Genomic DNA, 22,257 nt, shown 5'->3' with positions numbered 1-22,257 from the left:
TAAGTTAGAGAATTACCGAACGCAATTCTCTATATGTAAATTATGCAACGAATTGGAAATTTAAATTGTCAGATTGAAACCTGAGAGTTTCTGGTATGATCGCCAGCTTCGAACCCCTTTTTAATCTTGGTAAAAGTAACCCCATGAAGCTAAACCCCGGACAAGATGAAGCCGTGCACTATGTATCAGGACCTTGCTTAGTACTTGCGGGGGCAGGTAGTGGTAAGACGCGAGTGATCATCAACAAGATCGCCCATCTAGTGCAAAACTGTGGTTATAAGGCGAGAAACATTGCGGCGGTGACCTTTACCAATAAGGCTGCACGTGAGATGAAGGAGCGTGTGGCTAAATCCATGGGGCGTAAAGAGGCTCGCGGCTTATGGATCTCGACATTTCATACTCTGGGTTTGGAGATTATCAAGAGGGAGCATAAGGTCGTTGGCCTCAAGGCTGGTTTCTCCCTGTTCGATGATCAAGATACCTTGGCCTTACTTAAAGACCTCACCGAAGATGAGCTCGATGGAGATAAGGACCTACTCAGGTCCTTGATGACGACGATCTCCAATTGGAAAGGCGATCTGGTGATCCCAACTCAGGCGGTGAAACTCGCTAAGGATGAACAATCACAATTGTTTGCCGCTCTCTACGCAAGATATGCCCAGCATATGAAGGCCTACAATGCCCTGGATTTTGATGATCTGATTTTAATTCCAACACTGATACTCAGGCACAATGCCGAGGTGAGGGCGCGTTGGCAGACCCGTATTCAATATATGCTGGTGGATGAGTACCAAGATACCAATACCAGCCAATATGAGATGGTGAAGCTTCTGGTGGGAGACCGGGCCCGCTTTACTGTGGTGGGCGACGATGATCAATCTATCTATTCATGGCGAGGGGCGAAGCCACAGAACCTGGTGTTATTGGGTAAAGACTTTCCCGCTCTACGTTTGATTAAGCTAGAGCAAAATTATCGTTCCAGTCAAAGGATCTTAAAAGCCGCGAATATTCTCATCGCTAATAACCCTCATGTATACGAGAAGACCTTGTTTAGTGAGCTTCCTTATGGTGAGCCGCTACGAGTATTGATCGCCGCTAACGAGGAGCAGGAGGCGGAGCGGGTCATTGCCGAGATGATACGTCACAAGTTTATGGGCAAGACCCAATTTGGTGATTATGCGATTCTCTATCGGGGCAATCATCAATCTCGTCTGCTGGAGCGGTCGCTGATGACGAACCGCATTCCCTATAAACTCAGTGGTGGCACCTCATTCTTCGGCAGGGCCGAGATTAAAGACATCATGGCCTATCTCAGGCTAGTGGTTAACCCTGATGATGATAATGCCTTCCTGCGCGTGGTGAATCTACCTAAACGTGGAATAGGCCCGTCGACCCTGGAACGCTTAGGCACGTTTGCCAATGAACGACAGATTTCTATGTTTGAGGCCAGTTTCGACCCTGAGTTGAATCATCATCTGCCCCCGGCGGCCATGGCTTCTCTCTACAAGTTCGGCAAGTTTATTGTCGATACCGGTGAAACTGTGACGCGAGGGGAGCCCATCGAGGCCATCAAGCACCTGATCCGTAATATCAATTATGAAGACTATCTCTACGAGACGAGTACCAGTGCCAAGGCGGCGGAGATGAGGATGAAAAACATCTCCGAATTGTATCGCTGGGTCACTGAGATGCTCGAGGGGGATGAACTCGACGAGGGCATGACCTTACCTGAGGTGGTTACCCGATTAACCCTGCGTGACATGATGGAGCGTAACAGTGAGGATGAGAATGGTGATCAGGTTCAGTTGATGACACTGCACGCCTCTAAAGGCCTGGAGTTCCCTTATGTGTTTATGGTGGGCACCGAAGAGAGAATATTACCCCACCAAAGCAGCATAGATGAGGGTAATGTCGAAGAGGAACGTCGCCTGGCCTATGTAGGGATCACCCGAGCGCAGCAACAGCTCTGGTTTGTACTGTGTCGTGAACGTCGTCAATTCGGTGAGACTATGCGCTGTGAGCCGAGTCGTTTTTTGTTGGAGCTTCCTCAGGATGATCTAATCTGGGAGAATCGTAAACAAGTGCAGAGCGAGAACCAGAGGCAGGCAACCAGCAAGTCTAATATTGCCAATTTGAGAGACATGTTTAAAAAATAGCCCCTAGATAAACGGAACACTCTAGATTAGGCTATGGAAATAAGATCGAGTCATTGAGTTTAACGACATTGAGTTAAGCGCAAAATAAATCCTTGGTGATAGAGTCCAGATGGATGACCTTGCCGAGGGCTTGACCCTGACCTAGATCGAAGCCTATCTCCAGCAGAGTCTCTTTTTGCTGCGTTGCACCAATTCCATCCACAAAAACCACCAGTTCCAATGCCTGGGCGGCTAAGTAGTGGGCTTTTAATAGCTTAAGATGTTGCTCACTGTTGAGGTGGCTGGTGTAACTTGGGTCAAGCTTTAGGCCTTGCAGTGGTAAGAAGGTTAAGCTGCTCAAGGCACTATTAGCACAGCCATAACCTGTCAGCCCCAGATTAACCTTTAGCTTTTGCAGCAGTTCAAATGCATTGATATGGTTATCCGTATCTAAGATAAAGCCTTTCTCATCGAAAAACAGCCACAACTGCTCTGGGGGGGTTATAAGCTGCTTAAGCTTATTTTTCAGCTGTCTGACGGCATGTTTATGCTTCAGGTGCATGGCTGCGATGTTGAGATGTAAGGGGAGGTGGTCTAAGGATTTTTCGCGCAGCAGCTGATGATCAGAGTTGAGCTTTTCCAGTAAATAAATATCCAGTTCTGTGGTTAAGTTGCAATGCTCGGCCATGTTATTGAGCTGGATCTGCTTGATTTTACCTAGCGAAGGATGATTCCAATACAAGCGCGGCTCTAAGGCTACCGTAGATAGTTTTTTTAAATTTTGAATCGGCAGATAACTCAGGTGAAGCTCTCGGTTCGATATCGCTTGTTTTAATTCAATTTCAAGTTCGACATCTTTTACTAGCGGTCGATGTGACTTATCATCGAAGATCACATAGCAACCCTTGCCTTGAGACTTAGCTTGATACATAGCAGCATCGGCGTCACGCAATAGGGAGTCCGCCGTATCTGATTTATGATCACAGCTAAATGCGATTCCTATACTGGCTCCTGAGGTGAAACTTTGGTTGGCTAATTCATAGGGGCGTGATAATTGGGTGAGAATACGCTCCGCTATCTCTTTGGCATCATTGTTGCTATTGATGCTGTCGAGTAAGATCACAAATTCATCGCCACCGATCCGTCCTAAGGTGTCATTATCGCGAATACACAGGCGTAGGCGCCTAGAGGTCTCAACCAGAAAGCGATCACCTTGTTGATGACCTAAGGTGTCATTAATGAGCTTGAATCTGTCGAGATCGATAAACAGCAGGCCGAAGCTGTCTAGCCTATGGCGGCGGATATGTTTTACGGCTTGTGTCAGACGCTCCATAAACATGCCGCGATTTGGCAGCCCTGTCAGACTATCGTGACCCGCGTCATAAACAAGTTGTTGTTCCGCTTTACGTCTTTGGGCTACTTCTTTCTCTAAATCTTGATTTAACATAGCCAGAGCCCGGGTTCGAACGACGACTTTCTCTTCTAGCTGTTCGTAGCTGGACTTAAGCGATTCAGCGGAGAGTTTCTTCTCGATCGCGGTAGCTATGTGTTGAGAAACGAACGTCAGCAGATCGAGATCTTTGTCTTGGTAACTCTGGGACATGCATAGGCTATAAATGGTTAAGGCACCACGAACCTGCCCATGGATAAATAAGGGGACGCCAATCCATTGATATACGTCTCGGGTATAGTTGAGTTCAGGCATCTTTGAATAGACTATCCCAGCGTCTATCAAGGCATCAAGATCGCTACGTTGAAGTAACAAGGGCCTACGGTTCTTGATGACGTATTCAGTTAAACCATCAGATGTGGCCCTAGGTTGTGGGGCTGTAGAATCGTTCTGAGTGACATAAAAAGGAAAGTGTATACGAGTCAACCTATCGTCGAGGAGGGCTATGTAGCAGTTCTTAGCCGGCATCAGATGGCTGATCACTCTATGAAGCTCCGAATAAAAGGAGTCGCTATCTATGTTAGAGGTGGCAAGATCTGCAATCTCGAATAGAGATTTCTGCAGAAGCTCGGCGCGACGCCTCTCAAACATTTCACGTTTTAGCTTGTCGTAAGCAAGGCTTAACTCTTTGGTTCTTTGCTCTATTGCCTGTTCCAATTGTTCTCTATGTTCTAAACGTTCTAGCACACCTGAGATTTGATAACTGACAAAGTGAAGCAGTTCTATTTCCATTTCGGAAAAGTTGATATCGGCAGAGTAGCTCTGTACCACCAATACCCCCGAAACTAGGTTATTGACTCTAATCGGCACGCCTAACCAAAGGTGGCATGGCGCGCCTCTACTGACAATTTTTTTAGTGGCGAGCAGCTGTTCAAAGGTGGTGTCATCACAAAGGAGTGTTTCACCTGACTTGAGCACGTATCCAGTGAGACCGCTTAACAGGGTCTCGGAAATTTCATCGATAGAATAGATGGTGTTGGGATGGGGGTCTTTTTCGTCGAGGAAAAAAGGGATATTTAATTGGTTAGTACTCGGGTCTAACAAGGCGACGAAAAAATTGTCAGTAGGGAGAAGCAATTTTAGCGAGCGATGAACTTCTGAGAAAAACGACTTAGGCGAATCCACATGAGCTGCTAGGTTTGAGATCTCTAACAGTAGATTTTGGGTGACTTCGGCTCGCTTGTATTTAAGAGCGAGACTCTTTAAGCGGGCAATCCTTTTTTGCAAACGTTCAGCTTCACGGTGTGAATGTTGAACCAATTCTTCCCTAAACATGATTTCCGCCAATCGCTATTTATTATATGAGAGCTAGGATTTGGACTAAATATAAACAAGAGGTATTGATAGCACGAAAAAACAACAGTGCCAAGTCATTATTCTGATGTTTGGTCGTTTGAATTTTGTTCGAAATGGATTATTTTGCTTAAATCACTCAAAAGGTGAGCAAACAGACGAAATAAATGATTTTAACTGTAGACGGCGGGGCAAATAATTCATATTATGTGCGCCGCTAACAAGGCAGGCACCCATAGCTCAGCTGGATAGAGCGCACCCCTCCGGAGGGTGAGGCCGAGGGTTCGAATCCTTCTGGGTGCACCAGATTGAACAGAACGCTAAGTTAGTGAAGTAAATAGTAAAGTTGTTAGAAATTTGAAAGTCAGTGGTGATTGTAGCTCAGTTGGTAGAGCCCCGGATTGTGATTCCGGTTGTCGTGGGTTCGAGCCCCATCAGTCACCCCATTTCAATCCCTTATTTAGATTTTTTGATAAGGTAGTCGTAAAGATACAAATTCTCGGTGATTAGCGCAGCCCGGTAGCGCATCTGGTTTGGGACCAGAGGGTCAGAGGTTCGAATCCTCTATCACCGACCACATTTAAAAGTATTGAATCTAGGTTCGGTATTTGAAGTTAAAGTTTAACTGTGATTAGCGCAGCCCGATAGCGCATCACGATTTACTCCCTATAAAAGAGAGTAAGAGTGGACCAGAAGGTCAGAGGTTCGAATCCTGCTTTTTATAAAAGATAAGGCCGACCACACTCAGTTTCAATAAATAAAGATTTACGGTGATTAGCGCAGCCCGGTAGCGCATCTGGTTTGGGACCAGAGGGTCAGAGGTTCGAATCCTCTATCACCGACCACTTTACGAAAAAAGCCTTCTGAGAAATCAGGAGGCTTTTTTTCGTTTAAGCCTAAAATTAATCAGAGGATTCGAATCCTAACTCTCTATAAATACAGGCCGACCACTTTACTAGAAAGCCCTTCGAGAAATCGAAGGGCTTTTTTTCGTTTAAGCCTAAAATTAATCAGAGGATTCGAATCCTCTCTTTTTATGACTGCATGGCCGACCACTTTACCTGCAAACCCTTGGAGAAATCGAAGGGTTTTCTAGTATCTATCACAATTCTAAGCTTAAGTTATCCTTTTCTTAATTCATATATGGTAATTTCACATGCAGAATGTTGTGGGGTAAAATGAAACTTTGCAATTGATAATTAACAAGTTTCTATGCCGTATAGATGTGCTATCTTGCCCCGCCTTTTATTTTTTGACAGACAAGAAGATAGATTAGATGAAATCATTAGGATTTAAGAGAACCATTATTCTCTCGACCATATTACTGGTCACCTCCTGTTTACTGGTTGCCAACTGGCTTTCCTACTCAATTTTAAAACACGATACAATCGCCGATGTGGACTTACTATCATCAACCATGGCCCAATACGAAGCTGCCAAGATGGAAGCTTGGTTGGCAGATAAAGCGCATGGTATCGATACCATGGCTAATCACTATGAGCCAAATCTACCAGCTGAGAACTATTTGAGTTTAACTCGGTATGCCAAGGAATCGAACGGATTTGCATTGCTGCTACTCGCCTTAAATGACGGGGTCGCATATACGAGTGATGGGGTCACGTCATCAGCTGAAGAGTGGGATTTTACTACTCGGCCCTGGTATATAAAAGCCAAATCTTCCAATAAAATCGAGCTAACGGACATCTACGAAGATAGATTGACTGGTAATGACGTGATTACTATCGTCAAGAACCTTGGTGATCTTGTGGTTGCGGCAGATCTTGAGCTGAGCATGCTTTACGACTCTGTAAAGGCGATAAACATCAACGGTGCCGTTACCGTCATCCTTGATGAAACAGGTAAAGCGCTGGCATCTAGCTCGGCAGTGGTTGTTGCTGGAACTCGCTTCGATGCAATGGGTATGCCTGAAGTTCATCGTGAGATGCTTGGCAATGACGAAGCAATGGTTCATTACACACTCAAGGGGGTAGAAAAAATAGCCTACACCAAGAAGATATCTCTGCCTAACGGCAAGTCATGGCATCTATTTATAGGTATCAATAAATCTATAGCTTATAAGGATGTTAATGAAGCATTAATGAGTGCGATTATTGCATCGGCCATAATGATATCCATCGCTATCTTGCTGACTGTGCTTATCCTGAATCTAGTATATCGTCCTATCCTGCTACTTAAGGAAATGGTGCTCGACTTATCCAAGGGTAACGGTGATTTAACTCGACGTATTCCAGTCACCAGTACAGATGACCTAGGAAAAATATCCAAGGGGATCAACGAATTTATTGGCAATCTACAAGAATTGATGATTGAGGTTAGTCAGAGCTCTGAACACATATCTAAGAGCGTGGATCAACTCAAGAGTCAGTCTGATGATAACATCGGCGTATTGAGAGAACACACCAAGGAGACAGAGCAGGTCGTGTCTGCGGTAGAGGAAATGAATGCTACTGCTAATGATGTCGCTCAGAATGCCGCCTCTGCATCCCTATCCACCATCGAGGCTAGCGATCAGGTGAGTAGCTCTAAGACGGATGTTCAGACAGCGGAAGATACGATTTCCCAATTAGTGAATGATGTGGAGACGACTTCACAGCGTATCGTAGAGATTGAGAGTCATACGTTAGAAATCACTAATGTGTTAAAGGTTATCGGTGAAATAGCTGACCAGACTAACCTTCTGGCATTGAATGCCGCCATCGAAGCTGCGCGAGCGGGTGAGCAAGGCCGAGGCTTTGCTGTGGTTGCTGATGAAGTTAGGGCTCTTGCAGCCAGGACCCAAACCAGTACCGCTGAGATTGAACAGACCCTGACCAAGTTACGTAACGGTTCAATGACCGCTATCAGTGCAATGGATGCTACTAAGGCTTCTTGTGAGCAAACGGCTGACAACACTGCACGGATCTCTGCAAATCTAGATGAGATCACCAAGGCTGTTATGGGTGTCAATGATCTTAATATGCAGATTGCTACAGCAGCTGAGCAACAAAGTTTTGCCTCTGAAGAGATCACCCGTAATATGACTTCAATTCATGAAATCGTAAACGTGTTGGCAACTAATGGTGAAGCTACTACAGACGAAACCAATAGCCTAGCTGCTGCAAACAGCCAGCTGATAGCTGTTGTGAATAAATTCAAACTGCAATAACCTAAGGAGGCTTCGGCCTCCTTAATTTTTCACCGCAGTGATACATGCCTCTACACCGCAGCTTGGCAAGAATATCCAAGATGATTTATTTATTCGCAGATAAGTATATGCGAGTTAGATTTCTTCAACTTCCACTGGTGGGTTGATATAGCCCATGTAGGCACTGGTTTTTAATGGTATGAAGCGTTCTAATTGCTGCTTCTCTTCTATACCTGTGACTATGACCTGAATATCTAAGCCTCTCGCGACATTGATCAAGGCTCGACACAGTTCGCTACTATGTTCACTCTCGTCATAGTAAGCGAAGGACTGGTCGAGTTTGACATAACTCGGTCTGAGGCTTTGTAAGTAGGCCATGGAACCAAATTGACGACCGAAGTGATCGATACCGAAATGGGCACCATTATCGCGAATAATAGTACATAGGGCTTCACAAGAGTCTGGGTCGCTATATACGCCAGCTTCCGGAATGTCGAAACAGATCCGTTCAGAAAGGCTAGATGCGCGTAAGAATCCATTTAACCATTCATGGAATTTAGGATCACTTAAACTGTGGAAGGTTAAGTTAATGGCGATAGGTTCATAGTTTCTTTCGAGTAATTTCTGGGTAGTTAGCGTCTCGATAAGGCATTTATCGAGCAGGGCACCCAGAGAAAGCAGTTCTACGTAGGGCATAAATTGGCCCGCATGTACGGTTTTATCGTCGATTTCCAATTGACAGTAGAGCTCTCTGTGAGTAATAGAATCACCGTCGTTGAGGTGGACAGGCTGCCACTTAAATTTGAATTGTCGCTTGCTAATCGCATTACTCAGATGCTCACGCCATTGTTCACGAGTAAATAGTTGTTTCTCGTTGGTTTCGAACCAGTGAAAAATCTTATCTTCTTTGATCGCTTTTTGAAGGGCGTTATCAGTTTGGGCTAAGATATCTGACACCGACATCTGTCCAATACGTTCGGCAATACCGATGGAGAAGTTTTCATTTGGCTTACAGCCAGCTTTAGACATCTCTTGATTTATGGTGCGGATTAACGTTTGTAGATATTTACTGGTTTGCTCATGTTCTGCGCTGGAAATTAAAAATGCAAACTCATAAGCTGAAATTCTAGCAATAACTGAGTTGGTGATAACGTCTAAATGCTCTTTCATCTTCTGAGAAAGTAGTTTTATGGTTTCGTCTCTGACCTGGTATCCGTATCTACTATGGACTTCTTCCAACCAACCAAATTTTGCCATCACGAGGGCACCAGTCTTAGGCTCATTAAGCCAGCTGCTAAGGTGTCCCATCATATATTGGCGGTTAGGTAAGCCTGAGACTTGATCGATCAGGTTTTTCTTTCTCAGCTCACCAACCTCTTCATCCAGAGAGTTAAAAATCTGCTTGAGTTGATCCGACATGCTATTAAACGCGAGTACCACAGATTTCAGTTCCATGGTTTTTGGGACTTTCATGTCCGGGCCAAATTTACGCTGGGCGATATCTTGGGCATGCTCGGCGATCTCGTGCAAGGGTCGTAGGATCCAGGTGAGACCGACACGTGCGCAGAGTATCGCTATCAGGAAAAGCACAGAAAATACTAGGATAGCGTTAGTCATGGTACCCCATAACTCGTGGTAACCAAATCCCGGGTGGGCGGTTATCTCTAACCGGGCAAGTTGGATCCAGCCCGACGTGATAGTGCTCTCCTTCTTGATGGTTTCAAAAAAGTCCAGATCGATAAACCATTGTGGCACACCTTGAATATTGACTGGGTTTTCCCACACTTGCTGTTTGCCATCGACAAGCCAGGTGAGTTTAACTTGTTGGTAGTAACCCCCTTCGAAGATCACATTGATCAAGGTTTCGGCGCCGACAATATCACCCGCTTCAAGATCCGGAATTAACATGATCCCTAAAGAGTTACTGGTATTGTTAAGATCTGACTCCATCTGCTTGGTCAGAAAATTCTGTGTCTCAGTAAACTGCACATAGCCTAGGCTTGCCACCACTAATAAAAATAGGCCAAACAGTAGTGAGTATATCTGTCGAAACAGTGTCATCTTTCTAGCTACTCCAATCTTAATTTGGGTTTTCTGAGTCTTTCGACACCCAATCTATATTTTAGGTCGTTCCACTTCGCCAGTTTCTTAGATGAACCAGCAAGAACGCCTCGTCCTTTTTCTTTGTTTAGCCATAGCTGTCGACCATTAAAACTGTATACCGGCAGCAAGTCTTTTCTTTGAGTCGCAGGTTTTATTCTTCTATCTAAATTGTCGAGTACCAAAGGAATAGAAGCGGGTCTCTCATAGTAAGCGAGCACCATGTGATATTGATTCACAGTGGTTGCTTTTACCATAGTAATCCTCAGCTTATCTTCAGGTATGCCTAACTGAAGTAAGGTGAAATATTTTGCAATCGAGAAATCCTCGCAATCGCCGCCATTGACTCCAATAAACTCCATTGGGGTAGACCAATAATTACTTTCACCCCAGAGCTTGATGTCATCAACAAAACGGAAAAGATTGAAAAAGTTATTCACCTTAGTGAGCTTCTCTCTTTCGCTGAGACCTTGAGCGCTATCGAGTACCTTAAACCAGGCCCTAGCCCTTTTGCCTGCTCGTTCACCGTATCTCGACTCGAGAGTCGAGACTATGTGCTCTTTATTCAATTTTTGCGTGGGTGAGGCATAAAGGCACGAAGCGACTAGAGCCAGTGCCACTATGGTGAATTGGCAGACTTTTTTATATGTTAATTGACGAATAAGTCTGCCTTTCATGTTGCTCTGTTAATTCCTCTATTTCACTTCTTCATCAACGGTATAGATATGCCATTTCATATCTGCCGTTGTGTCTTCTCCGGTGACTTCTGCGATGACGCGTCTGTTACGAGTGTGCGCCAAATGGGTGCCACTCTCATCTACTGGACGATCATAGCTATAACCGATAGCAGTCAGCCTGTCGGGAGCAATGCTGAAACGTTCGGCCAACAGCGAAGTCACTGCATCGGCTCTGTTTTGCGACAAGCTTAAGTTGTGCTCGTAGGAGCCTGTCTTACTACAGTGGCCTTCGATGGTAACATCCGTGTTAGGGAATTCATTCATAAACGTTGCAATGACTTCGACTTGATCGTAATACATAGGATCTATGTAGTAGGAGTCGTTGGCGAATAATATTTTTAGCTCGGAACGTTCGTGAATGGGCTTAATCTTGCCACAGCCATAATTGTCAATCGTGGCACCCATAACGGTTTCGTTACAGCGCTCGCGGGCAACAATGACACCGTCTTTGTCCATATCGTTAAGATCGTGAACCTGTGTGCTATTGCCATCCATGGTCACTATGCTGGAACATGCACTGAGCAGAGTGATGGCTAAAAGTGTGATGAAGGTTTTCATTAGTTTACTCCTCCGGCGTAATTACGCTCGCCTTGCCATACATCCGGGCGAGTGACTCGTAGAGACTCGAGTAGTCGACCGGTAGCATTTAAAATACGGTATTCAGATAGAATTTCATCGTATTCCGCTTCAAGATAGTCCTTACGTGCTTCGAATAGCTCATTCTCGGTGTCGAGCAAATCCAGTAAGGTACGTTGGCCTAAATTGAATTGCTGGCTATAGGCCACTTGAGTATCCTTTGCGGCGACCACATGGTCACGAATATACATTTTCTGCGGTACTAATAACTCGTAGGCATTCCAGGCCAGGTTGACACCTTCGACGACTTGACGATAAGCCCGCTCGCGGATCTCCTTGGCTTCACCTATCTTGTAGCTTGCCTCTCTCTCTCTGGCACGATCTCTACCACCGGCGAACAAGTTGTACTTGATCCTGACCATAGCAACTAGGTCATTACTGTGGCCACCGACATCACTGAATAGAGCAATGCCATCTTCACCATCCAAATTATTGTTCCAGTTACCGTCCAGTTCTAATGATAATTTAGGATAGTAATTAGACTGGGCGGAGTTCCGTTCATTCACCGCGGCCTCGATATCGTTGCTTGCCGATTTCAATATAGGGTGGTTCTCTTGGGCTAACCTGACGCTGGTATCGAGATCCTCCGGTAGCATGTCATCATCGGGAACCGGTACAATCAGTGCTTCCGGTTGCTGCTCTACCACACGCACAAATTGTGCCTTGGCGTCATAAAAGTTATTTTTTGCCGAGATCACATTGGCATTAGCCCTGGCCCGGCGGCCGGTGATCTGGGAGAGATCGGCAATTGAGCCTAGACCAGAGTCGGTTCTTTCTTTGATCTGTGCATAAATATCTTGATGACTTAGAAGATTTTTCTCTGCCAGAGTGAGGACTTGCTCACTTTTTATATAATTGACATAGACCTTAGCGACATCCAGCGCCATGTCTTCTGCTGCTGCAAACAGTGCCCACTGCTCGGCACTGGCTTCGAAGCTGTATCTGTCGACTTCGCTGGAGGTATAGAAACCATCGAACAGCATCTGCTTGATGCTGAAACCGGCCTCGCCACGTTCTAGCTCGATAACACCTTCATCATCGACTTCACCGACTCCTGCTTTTCTTCTCGTCGACGGGCTATTGGTCTGCTCCCAGCCGTAGCCACCGCTGATGTCTACCGTAGGCATATAACCGGCCATTGCCTGGTTAACTTGCTCTTCCCGGGCTTTGAAACGGTTGAAGGCGATACGAATTTCAGGATTAGTATCTAGTGTATGTGCGACTGCTTGCTCCAGTGTCTGGCTATATGCCGAGGCCGGAAATATCAGCGCGCCAACGACTAACGCAAGAGCGCTGCGTTTTAACTGCCGAATAGTACTGGTTTTCATGTTAACCCCTCCAGGTCGATTTTATTGGGCTTAGCGTTCTCTGAGCGCCGTGTCTTTTGCCCTTAAAATTGGATTAAGTATGTACTCTAGAACGGATCTTTGCCCAGTAATTACATCAACTGAAGTTAACATACCAGGTATAATCGGCATTTTAGTGCCATCGTCCTTAGTCAAACTGGATAAACCAGTCCTAACCCTTACAAGATAGAAACTGTTTCCCTCTTCGTCCTGTGTTGTATCTGCACTAATATGCTCTACAACGCCATTTAATCCCCCATAACGGGTGAAGTCATAGGCGGTAACCTTGACTATGGCGGGCAAGCCAGGATGTAAAAATGCGATATCTTTCGGCAGTATTTTCGTTTCGATAAGCAACTGATCTTCCGATGGTACAATCTCTATGATATCGACTCCTGGCTGGATTATTCCACCTAAGGTGTTGATATGGATTGTTTTGATGGTTCCGTTTACCGGAGATATTATCTCTGCCTTATCCACTTTATCTTGTGCGCCGACCTGTGCCTCGTTCATTCGAGAAAGCTTGGTTTGCAGTTCGTTGAGCTGAGTTCTGGCATCGGCCGCGAAATTTAATACGGCTTCGCGCCTTTTTAATATCGCTTCATCCTGAGAAGATTTGAGTTTAGGTCTTAATAATCTAAGAGAAGCCAGCTCACCTCGAATGTCGTTGACGACACGCTCGACTTTTATTAACTCGACTTCTGGCACGATACCTTTAACTGCTAAGGGCTTGGTGAGTTCCAGTTCGCGGGAAACCAACTGATAACTTCTTGAAAGTGTGTTTATCTTTGAGGCTAATTCCTTAGACTCTTGTTGTTTCTGCTGGATCTGGCGCGCTAAAATAGCCAGTTGATTAATCAGGCTATCCAATCGGCCTGTATATTCATTAGACTGACGTTGAACTAAGGCCGGCTCCTTCTCGATTAACATTCTAGGAAATTGCAGCGGGCTTGGAGTTATCTTGACCTGCTCTCTCCAGTCGACAGACATGCTGGTGATAGTGATACTGGATAATTCGGCTGTTAAACGGACCACGTTGGCTTGAAGGCTGTATACCTCTTGAGCTTGCTGTTCATAGTCAGAACGAAAACGAGTGTCATCGATGCGCATTAAGGCCTGACCTTTAGTGACCATCATGCCTTCTTTGACATACATCTCCTGCATGATGCCGCCATCCAGACTCTGAATCACCTGGATCTGTGAGGAGGGGATGACTTTTCCCATGCCAGTGGTGACCTGATCCAACTCAGAAAAATAGGCCCACACCAGAAAGCACACAATCATGGCCGCGAGTGACCAGATGATTAATCTATGGCTAGTCGGCGCGTCGGTCATCATGGCGCCGTATACGTCATCGATCATCTCTAAATCTTGGGTCGTCAGGTGCTTAGTCATTTTTCGGCTCCTGAGAGTAAGCTTTTATTCAGTTTGTCCAATACCTCGTCTTTGGGACCATCTGCGATGAGATGGCCTCGGTCCAGTACTATGATGCGATCCACAAGTTTAAGCAGATGCATTTTATGGGTGATAATCAGTAAGGTTCTGTCCCGACTGACATTCTGCATCGCACGAATGAATTGCTTCTCGGCTCTGGCATCTAAGCTGGCTGTGGGCTCATCCATTAACAGCACGGGAGGATCATTCAGGGTGGCTCTGGCCAAGGCGACAGTTTGTCTCTGCCCACGGGAGAGGGATTGACCGCCTTCGCCAACTTGTTGATCTAGCCCTTCGGTCTCCAGATCGGTAAACAGGTTGATCCCAGACAGTTGAACCGCCCTGATAAGCTGGTGCTCGGAGACCTGTCTGGCGCCAAACAAGATGTTATCTCTGATGGAACCATGGAACAGGGTGATATCCTGAGGCAGGTAGCCAAAGTTCCTGCGTAGGTCTGTGGGATGTATTTGAGCCGAATCTAACCCATCATACCTAAGGCTTCCTGTTGTCGGCTGGTATAGGCCTACAAGCATCTTAGCCAGGGTACTCTTACCCGATCCGTTGCGGCCTATGATGGCTATCCGTTCACCGGGTTTGATATTGAGTGACATCGTGTGTAGCACAGGCTTCTCAGATCCAGGATAGGAGAAGCTGATATGATCGGCATTGATTCGCCCTTCCAGTCGCTGACGGCTGACAAGGTGTCCCTTGTTTTCAAACTCATCTTCCTGCGCCATGATCTCATCTAGCTGACGCAAAGCGCTGGCGGTATGATTGCCTCGGGTCATCAAGCCAGCCAATTGGGCCATTGGCGAGATTGCACGGCTCGATAAGATAACCGCGGCGATAATGCCACCCATAGATATTGCATTATCTGCGACTCGGTAAACACCCAAGATAACCACACACACGACTGAAAGTTGCACGGTAAAGTTAGCTAGGTTAGTCACTGAGGTCGATAATTTCTTCGATTTTAACTGCCAGTTCGCCGTATGGCCTATCATCTGCTGCCAGCTTTTCTGAATCAGGCCTTCGGCGCCACTGGATTTTATTGACTCCAGAGAAGCCAGAGATTCAATCAAATGACCATGTTTGAGGCTGGAGAATTTATTACTCTCTTCTATCGCGGCCTTGAGTTTAGGCTGCACGATCAAGGTATAACCGATAATGATGATGCTGCCTATTAGCGGGATAATCGCCAGATCGCCGGCCACAACGTAGATGATGACCATGAAGAAGATAGCGAAGGGGAGATCCACCAGAGTCGTAATCGTCGCTGAGGTTAATATTTCCCGAATGCTATCAAATTCACCCAGTTGTTTTGCCATGCCACCGACACTCGGTGCACGCTTCTCTAATGGGATGCCAATGGCTTTAGCAAATAGTCGTGAGGAAACTATGATATCGACTTTTTTACCTGCAACATCAATAAGATAAGCCCTTAGTTGCCGCATGATAAAGTCAAAAATATAGGCTATGCCGGCTCCAATCGCGAGCACCCACAGAGACGCGAATGCCAGGTTAGGCACCACTTTATCGTAGACATTCATGATAAAGAGGGGCGAAACCAGGGCGAATATATTGACCAATACCGAGGCAATTAACGCATCTCGATAGATAGGAGCAGAATCTTTAAGGGTCTGTACCAGCCAGTGGCTGCTAGTGTCATGTTGGTGAACATCGAAACCCATATCGCCGCGATATTGCTGCTTTACCAAGAATAAGTAACCGACGTAGATAGCTTCTAGCTCTTCTATAGATAAGACTTGTTCTCCACCGGTTTCTGGCAGCTGAATCACGGCTCTGTCTTTATCGAAATCAATCTCCCTGAGTAGGCAGGCCTTCTTATCTTTAAGCAGCAAGATACAAGGTAAGAAGATAGGCGATACTTGATCTAGCCCCTTACGGGTTAATTTAGCCGTTAAGCCCGCACGGCCAGCAGCTTGGGGAACCAGCTCCGGAGTGAGGACGCTAGAGGATAGGGGAAGCCCTGCCGCCAGCGATTCGCTGGAGCATGGGCTACCGAAATATTCGGTAAGCAGGACTAAACTGTCTAGCAAGGGGTCGACAGAGACTCTTTGTGAGGCAGAAACTGTCCATTGCTCAGTTTTCTTAGAAGCAGTTACAGACACCTAAAACTTATCCTTAAGAATTATGCTAAGAATTTATTGAAATTATATTATTTATATTATGAAATTATTAATCATAATGACCTATATTGCTATAGGCCATGGTTAGATTTAACCTTAATTTAAGGGATTAGATGCGGGATTTGCTCATCTTGATGCTGATTTGACCCAGAACCTGAATTATCGGCAAAGACTGTAGGGCTAGATGATGCAGAAGCTTGATTATCTATGATAAGAGCGCCATCACCATTGCTGCCGAGCAAACCATTAATTATGGCTTCATCTGTAGTACCATATGCCGAGGAGAGGTCGACACCATCGAGAACGATTAACTGATCGACATGATCATCATTATTAGCATCAATCTCGATAGTCGTCGTGCCATTATCCACAGTGAAATGCAGGTACTGCCCCAGATTATCGGTATTTTCACCTTGCAGTAGGTCGCTAAGATCTAGCTTATCTTTACTTAAGTTAAAGTCAGTAATGTGATCGGTTCCCGTAGAGCCTGCTGACCAAACAAAGGTATCGGCACCGGATCCACCCGTTAGTGTGTCGTCACCGAGTCCGCCGATAAGAGTATCCTCGCCTGAGCCACCAATAAGTAGATCGTTACCGCCTTGGCCAAAGAGAAGGTCATCTCCATCTCCACCATATAGGGTGTCTGCGCCATCAGCGGTGCGAGATACATCGAATACTCCAGGGTTGGCAATGACAAACTCATGGACATCTTGCACTGAAACATCGGCAACATCTTGATTCATCTCTTGGGCCACATACTTCTGTAGCGCAGCATAGCCTTGACCTTCGATATTATCGAACTTGACTAGGTCGCCGAATATGATGTCATTACCGGCAGCGGCATCGACCCTATCATCGCCTTGAATGAGCGCTTGTTCTGATCCAAGTATGATGTTTGCAAGATTCGATGCATTGATATTGGCATGAGCCAGACCATCAGAGTCATAGGGGACTAGATCATCTAAATCAATGCCATTGCCAATTCCGATAGCTTCGATGTCCGAAATTGTATTAAGAACTGCGAATGCTGTTAACGCTTGTGCTTCCGCCTCAGAGCTGGTTCCACTCGTTATTAGGCTAACAACATAATCACCATTCTCATCTTGATTTAATACTCCTTTTGCGCTGCCCTTCCATTGACCTCTAGCTTGGGACCAAGAGTTAACATTACCGTACTCATCAACAATAACTTTACCTTCATGAATAAGCTCTTGTCCTGGAACATAGTCTGATAGTAGCTCCGATAGCTGTTTATCATTTTTCCATCCTGATGCATTGTAAACCCGAACATCATCCGGTGAGGTGTCGACGACATAGTTGTTGGTCTCGCCATCTGTTATGAAGTAAGTAAGATTCGTGCCATCGTTTGACGCAGCCTCACCATGGTTAAACCAGTCTATAGCAGACTCAAATGCCGCCTCATAGTTAGTTCTTCCCCCGCTGCTAATCGTATCTAAAGCAGCCTCTAATTGAGAAATTGCATTGGTATCGGCTAAATTGACAGAAATATTAACCTTAGTGCCGCTATCAAAGTCGACCAGTAGAATATTGACGACACCACCATGGGGTCCTGTAGCACTAGCCTGAAGCGTATTGAATACTTCTAATAGCTGAACTTTAGTGGTATCTACATTGTTACTTCCCATGCTGCCTGATGAGTCGAGAATGAAGGCGATGTTGTAGTTCTCGCCTTCAATAACTTGAATGCCGGTAGAGTCACTGACAATAAAATCATTATTTTCAGTCCCATTAATCTTGTCATCACCAAAAGACCCGCTATCTTGAACATGATCGCGCAATGAAATGTTTACTGGGACCGAGCTGGTCTCGACATCATTATTACTGGACTCAGTGCTAGTTACGCTGACTATTAAGGCAAACTCTAAATCACCGGTATAACCTTCTTCGACAGCTAATTTAAGGTCTGTTAATTGCTGAGATGATAATGTCCAGCTGCCGTTACCATGGTTGACCCCGGCTGATAGGTAAACGCCATCTGGGACATCACTTATGGTGATGTCCGACAGCGTTTCACTGCCATCGGTGTCAGCCAGTGCTAGATCAATATCGAGAGGGATCTCTTTAAGCTGTAATTGAGTGATAGAGCCATCAGGACCCACAAGATAAACACCGTCAGCAAATATCAAGCGCTCAATGCCATAGAGGTGATCGCCAACATCTAGGTTATCTGCTGAACTAGCATCAATTCCCCGGTTATCATTGAGCAGCAGGTGTGAATCGGCAGGTTGGTCGTAATTATTGCTGATTGTGTAGTCTGCAAAATTACCTGAATAGATAGCCGTGTCGGTATCAGAGCCCCCATAGATAAAATCGTCCTGGCCACCGCCGATGAATATATCATCACCTTCACCACCCACTAGGAAGTCTATTGCTGATCTGCCTATTAGGATATCATCGCCACTCCCACCTTTTAGTAGGTTAGTCTCGTCAATGCCCATGGCTGTGAGGTAATTATTTTCTGTCGAACCGCTTTGATCCACACTTCTTCCAGATAGGACCTTGTCTATAGTGATGCCAAAAACTTCATCATTAACCTGAACATTGTCAGGAATGCTAGTATCAATCGGAGCCTTATCAATCCAAACCAGGTTGGCTGCTGTAGCCGATAACTCAGGCGCATCGGCGTCAGCTGATATGTGAATTGTCACCGTGGATTCATTACTATCGGTCGTTCCGTCAGTGGCAATATAGGTGAAACTAGCCAGAGCATCGGCTTGATTCCCCATGCCGCCAAAGTTTCCGTCAGCCTGATCTTGATTCGGAGTAAATCGTACCTGCCCCGAATCAAACATCGCAGAGGTTAACTGCATACCAAGCGTTACCGCAGCCCAGCTCGCTCCGTCGTAATGCTGTAAGCTGCCGTTGGCCGCATCAGGAAGAGATACAGCCTTGATTGACAGACTACCCTGAGCCGTATCTGCGTCGTTTACATTTAAATCGCTCCACTGAAGAATAAGAGATGTATCTTCAGTGCCTTGGGCTGAGCTATTAGTCGATATAGGCGTAGCATCAACCAGAGGTGTAACCGCGAAGTTGCCCGTCACACTGTCACCGTCGCCATCAGTCGCGACAACATTAAAATCAATCTGGCCATCCGCTGGGCTTTGCATTAGCTGGAACTGATAAAACTCCCATTGACCGGTACCAGGTGTAAATTCGATTTTAAAGATCAATTCTCCATCGGACGTCTTGCCTAACATGGTGTTGCCAGACTGAGTGATTAATATGCTTTCACCCGTCGCCGTGAGAAGGGCATTCTCATCACTGCCGGTAAAGACGAGTGAACCGACACCATCGGCTCCCCACTCAGTATCGAGAGTACCAGATGTGTAGCCTATGGCTTGGCCATCTGTCCCTAGGAATTCGATAGACTTGATGGTTATATCGCTATTGTCACCGTGTGCCGCATTGAATCCATTGTCGGTCGCTTTGATGATTATCTGATCGAATCCTCCTTGGAGAGCTTCGAATGAAGCCGCGTAATCACCATCGGCTGCATCTGAGCTAAAGGTTTGTGTGCCAATGAGCTGGCCATCACGGTAGAACTCGACTACACCAACCTCTAATTCTCCACCAAACATGCTGGCAAATTCGATATTGACACCGTAGGCGATAGTGCCAGGATCGAGAGTGATAACAAGCTCTTCTGATGCTTCGCTACCGTCGGCAAAATGACGGAAGTCAACTTCGTTAGCTATGTTGTGATATGGAGAACCGACACTGCTCACACCTAAGCCATAACTGCTGCCATAAATATCGGCATTAACCAGTGTTGAATCATTCCATGATGCGAACCCTCTGGCGGTAATAGTAAAACCATCAAAGTCCAGAGAGTTGGATCTTCCATGGTGTTCTGTGAATGAGAACTCACCAATTAAGCTATCCGGGATATGTGTATCTGTGACGGCTTCTGCGGCGGAATCGGCAATTTCCGGTGCATCATCTTCTATCGTAACAGTGAAGCTGCCATTAGATGTCCCGCCGTTACCGTCATTGACATAAATGCCGATATCGATCGAAAGTACATCTTCATTGTGAGTATCAAGGTGATCTAACGGGGCGAGTAAGGTTAAGTTATAACCCCAATCTCCCGGTGTATGGCCAGCAGGTGCCGTAAGCTCGACAGACATGACTTCAAGGTAAGTGCTTTCGCCTGGAGTGCCAACGAAGCCTGTAAGAGTTTGAGAGCCAGCATCCCAAGACCATTGAATGGTTTCGCCAGCAGAAGTTAGGCCTGTTGGCCCCGAAAGAGCGACTGATAACGCATCACTATCAACATCTTGGATGCTGATAGTGCCGCTAGCCGTGACAGAGTCTGTGGTGTCCGGGTTACCAGTATCATCAATTATGCCATCAGTAAGACCTTCTTCTGAGACACTAGAGTCAGATGCATAGCTAATTATTGGTAAGTCGTTGCTGCCTTCGATGGTGATGGTGACAGTAGATGGCGTGCCATCGATGCTGGTGACATCAAATGATTCACTGTATTCGTCGCCGACATTGAGTTCATTAAAGGCGCTGTTGGCCGTGAAGGTCCATTGGCCATCGGCTGCCAGAGTAAATATACCGTAGTCGCCAACTGTGGTTACAGGGTTGAAGCTGTTGTCGGCGTTATCTACATCGCTAGCGGTAAGTGTGCCGCTTGTAGTGAGGGCTAGATCTGTTTCAGTCAGCGTGACATCAGCACTGCTAACGATTGCTGCATCATTGCTGCCTTCGATGGTGATGGTGACAGTAGATGGCGTGCCATCGATGCTGGTGACATCGAAAGTTTCGCTGTATTCGTCACCGACATTGAGTTCATCAAAGGCGCTGTTGGCAACGAAGCTCCAATGGCCATCGGCTGCCAGAGTAAATGTACCGTAGTCGCCATCGACCGTAATAGGGTTGAAGCTATTGTCGGCGTTATCTACATCATCGGCGGTAAGCGTGCCGCTTGTGGTGAGGGCTAGATCTGTTTCAGTCAGCGTGACATCTGCACTGCTAACGATCGCTGCATCGTTGCTGCCTTCTATGGTGATGGTGACAGTAGATGGCGTGCCATCGATGCTGGTGACATCAAAAGTTTCACTGTATTCGTCACCGACATTGAGCTCATCGAAGGCGCTGTTGGCCGTGAAGGTCCATTGACCATCGGCGGCCAGAGTAAATATACCGTAGTCGCCATCAACCGTAGTTGGGTTAAAACTGTTGTCGGCGTTATCGACATCATCGGCGGTAAGCGTGCCGCCAGTGGTGAGGGCCGCATCTGTCTCAGTGAGCGTGATATCGGCACTGCTGACGATCGCCGCATCATTGGTGCCTTCGATGGTGATGGTGACCGTAGATGGCGTGCCATCGATGCTGGTGACATCGAAAGTTTCGCTGTACTCGTCACCGACATTGAGTTCATCGAAGGCGCTGTTGGCCGTGAAGGTCCAGGTGCCATCGGCTGCCAGAGTGAAGCTGCCGTAAGAGCCAACTGTGGTTACAGGGTTAAAGCTATTATCTGCGTTATCCACATCGCTGGCGGTAAGTGTGCCGCCAGTAGTGAGGGCCGCATCTGTCTCAGTCAGGGTGACATCTACACTGCTAACGATCGCCGCATCGTTGCTGCCTTCGATGGTGATGGTGACAGTAGATGGCGTGCCATCGATGCTGGTGACATCAAATGATTCACTGTATTCGTCGCCGACATTAAGCTCATCGAAGGCGCTGTTGGCAACGAAGGTCCATTGACCATCGGCTGCCAGAGTAAAAGTACCGTAGTCGCCGTCAACCGTAATTGGGTTGAAGCTGTTGTCGGCGTTATCTACATCGCTAGCGGTAAG

General features: G+C 46.3%; 10 protein-coding genes and 4 tRNA genes. 6 read left to right on the top strand and 8 right to left on the bottom strand.

What is annotated here, in order from left to right:
* The first annotated feature begins 143 nt into the window (after nt 1–143).
* Nucleotides 144–2,156 carry a DNA helicase Rep gene (rep, locus tag HRU42_RS16600; RefSeq protein WP_295032607.1) on the top strand — a complete coding sequence of 671 codons (2,013 nt, stop codon included), beginning with the start codon at nt 144–146 and terminating at the stop codon, nt 2,154–2,156.
* A 73-nt stretch (nt 2,157–2,229) separates the two neighbouring features.
* Here rep and HRU42_RS16595 read toward each other — a convergent pair whose 3' ends face one another.
* Nucleotides 2,230–4,860, bottom strand: a complete 2,631-nt coding sequence (locus HRU42_RS16595; protein ID WP_295032606.1) for a diguanylate cyclase — start codon at nt 4,858–4,860, stop codon at nt 2,230–2,232.
* Nucleotides 4,861–5,107: 247 nt separating this feature from the next.
* On the opposite strand from HRU42_RS16595, the gene HRU42_RS16590 reads away from it, so the two are divergent.
* From HRU42_RS16590 to HRU42_RS16570, 5 genes are all read left to right on the top strand, one after another.
* A tRNA-Arg gene (locus HRU42_RS16590) sits at nt 5,108–5,184 on the top strand.
* 64 nt (nt 5,185–5,248) lie between these two features.
* A tRNA-His gene (locus tag HRU42_RS16585) sits at nt 5,249–5,324 on the top strand.
* 54 nt (nt 5,325–5,378) lie between these two features.
* Nucleotides 5,379–5,455: transfer RNA gene (locus tag HRU42_RS16580), tRNA-Pro, on the top strand.
* A gap of 191 nt (nt 5,456–5,646) precedes the next feature.
* A tRNA-Pro gene (locus tag HRU42_RS16575) sits at nt 5,647–5,723 on the top strand.
* Between the two features lie 431 nt (nt 5,724–6,154).
* Nucleotides 6,155–8,044, top strand: a complete 1,890-nt coding sequence (locus HRU42_RS16570) for a methyl-accepting chemotaxis protein (protein ID WP_295032605.1) — start codon at nt 6,155–6,157, stop codon at nt 8,042–8,044.
* A gap of 114 nt (nt 8,045–8,158) precedes the next feature.
* On the opposite strand, the gene HRU42_RS16565 is transcribed toward HRU42_RS16570, so the two are convergent.
* From HRU42_RS16565 to HRU42_RS16535, 7 genes are all read right to left on the bottom strand, one after another.
* Nucleotides 8,159–10,084, bottom strand: coding sequence for an EAL domain-containing protein (locus HRU42_RS16565; RefSeq protein WP_295032603.1), 1,926 nt, complete (start codon nt 10,082–10,084; stop codon nt 8,159–8,161).
* 8 nt (nt 10,085–10,092) lie between these two features.
* Entirely contained in the window at nt 10,093–10,800 is a 708-nt protein-coding gene (locus tag HRU42_RS16560) for a transglutaminase-like cysteine peptidase (protein ID WP_295032601.1), read from the bottom strand.
* Between the two features lie 18 nt (nt 10,801–10,818).
* The gene (locus tag HRU42_RS16555) at nt 10,819–11,418 is read right to left on the bottom strand and encodes an OmpA family protein (RefSeq protein ID WP_295032599.1); all 600 of its coding nucleotides are present in this window, start codon (nt 11,416–11,418) and stop codon (nt 10,819–10,821) included.
* Nucleotides 11,418–12,824: a TolC family outer membrane protein gene (locus HRU42_RS16550; protein WP_295032597.1), complete on the bottom strand. Its 1,407-nt coding sequence runs from the start codon at nt 12,822–12,824 to the stop codon at nt 11,418–11,420. Before HRU42_RS16550 ends, HRU42_RS16555 begins: the two co-directional genes overlap by 1 nt.
* 30 nt (nt 12,825–12,854) lie before the next feature.
* Nucleotides 12,855–14,237, bottom strand: a complete 1,383-nt coding sequence (locus tag HRU42_RS16545; protein ID WP_295032595.1) for an HlyD family type I secretion periplasmic adaptor subunit — start codon at nt 14,235–14,237, stop codon at nt 12,855–12,857.
* Nucleotides 14,234–16,408, bottom strand: a complete 2,175-nt coding sequence (locus HRU42_RS16540; protein WP_295032594.1) for a type I secretion system permease/ATPase — start codon at nt 16,406–16,408, stop codon at nt 14,234–14,236. The genes HRU42_RS16545 and HRU42_RS16540 overlap by 4 nt, the downstream gene beginning before the upstream one ends.
* Before the next feature lie 119 nt (nt 16,409–16,527).
* The coding region (locus tag HRU42_RS16535; protein ID WP_295032592.1) for a VCBS domain-containing protein at nt 16,528–22,257 on the bottom strand (5,730 nt) is incomplete at its 5' end.

The sequence above is a fragment of the Shewanella sp. genome, from assembly GCF_013214165.1.
Taxonomy (GTDB): Bacteria; Pseudomonadota; Gammaproteobacteria; order Enterobacterales; family Shewanellaceae; genus Shewanella.
The sequence above is the reverse complement of the archived record's forward strand: the minus strand, read 5'-3'. Positions and strand labels throughout refer to the sequence as shown.

Coding starts and splice junctions, on each gene's coding strand:
- HRU42_RS16560 (WP_295032601.1), bottom strand. CDS start 10,800: ATGAAAGGCAGACTTATTCGTCAATTAACATATAAAAAAGTCTGCCAA.
- HRU42_RS16570 (WP_295032605.1), top strand. CDS start 6,155: ATGAAATCATTAGGATTTAAGAGAACCATTATTCTCTCGACCATATTA.
- HRU42_RS16555 (WP_295032599.1), bottom strand. CDS start 11,418: ATGAAAACCTTCATCACACTTTTAGCCATCACTCTGCTCAGTGCATGT.
- HRU42_RS16545 (WP_295032595.1), bottom strand. CDS start 14,237: ATGACTAAGCACCTGACGACCCAAGATTTAGAGATGATCGATGACGTA.
- rep (WP_295032607.1), top strand. CDS start 144: ATGAAGCTAAACCCCGGACAAGATGAAGCCGTGCACTATGTATCAGGA.
- HRU42_RS16565 (WP_295032603.1), bottom strand. CDS start 10,084: ATGACACTGTTTCGACAGATATACTCACTACTGTTTGGCCTATTTTTA.
- HRU42_RS16595 (WP_295032606.1), bottom strand. CDS start 4,860: ATGTTTAGGGAAGAATTGGTTCAACATTCACACCGTGAAGCTGAACGT.
- HRU42_RS16550 (WP_295032597.1), bottom strand. CDS start 12,824: ATGAAAACCAGTACTATTCGGCAGTTAAAACGCAGCGCTCTTGCGTTA.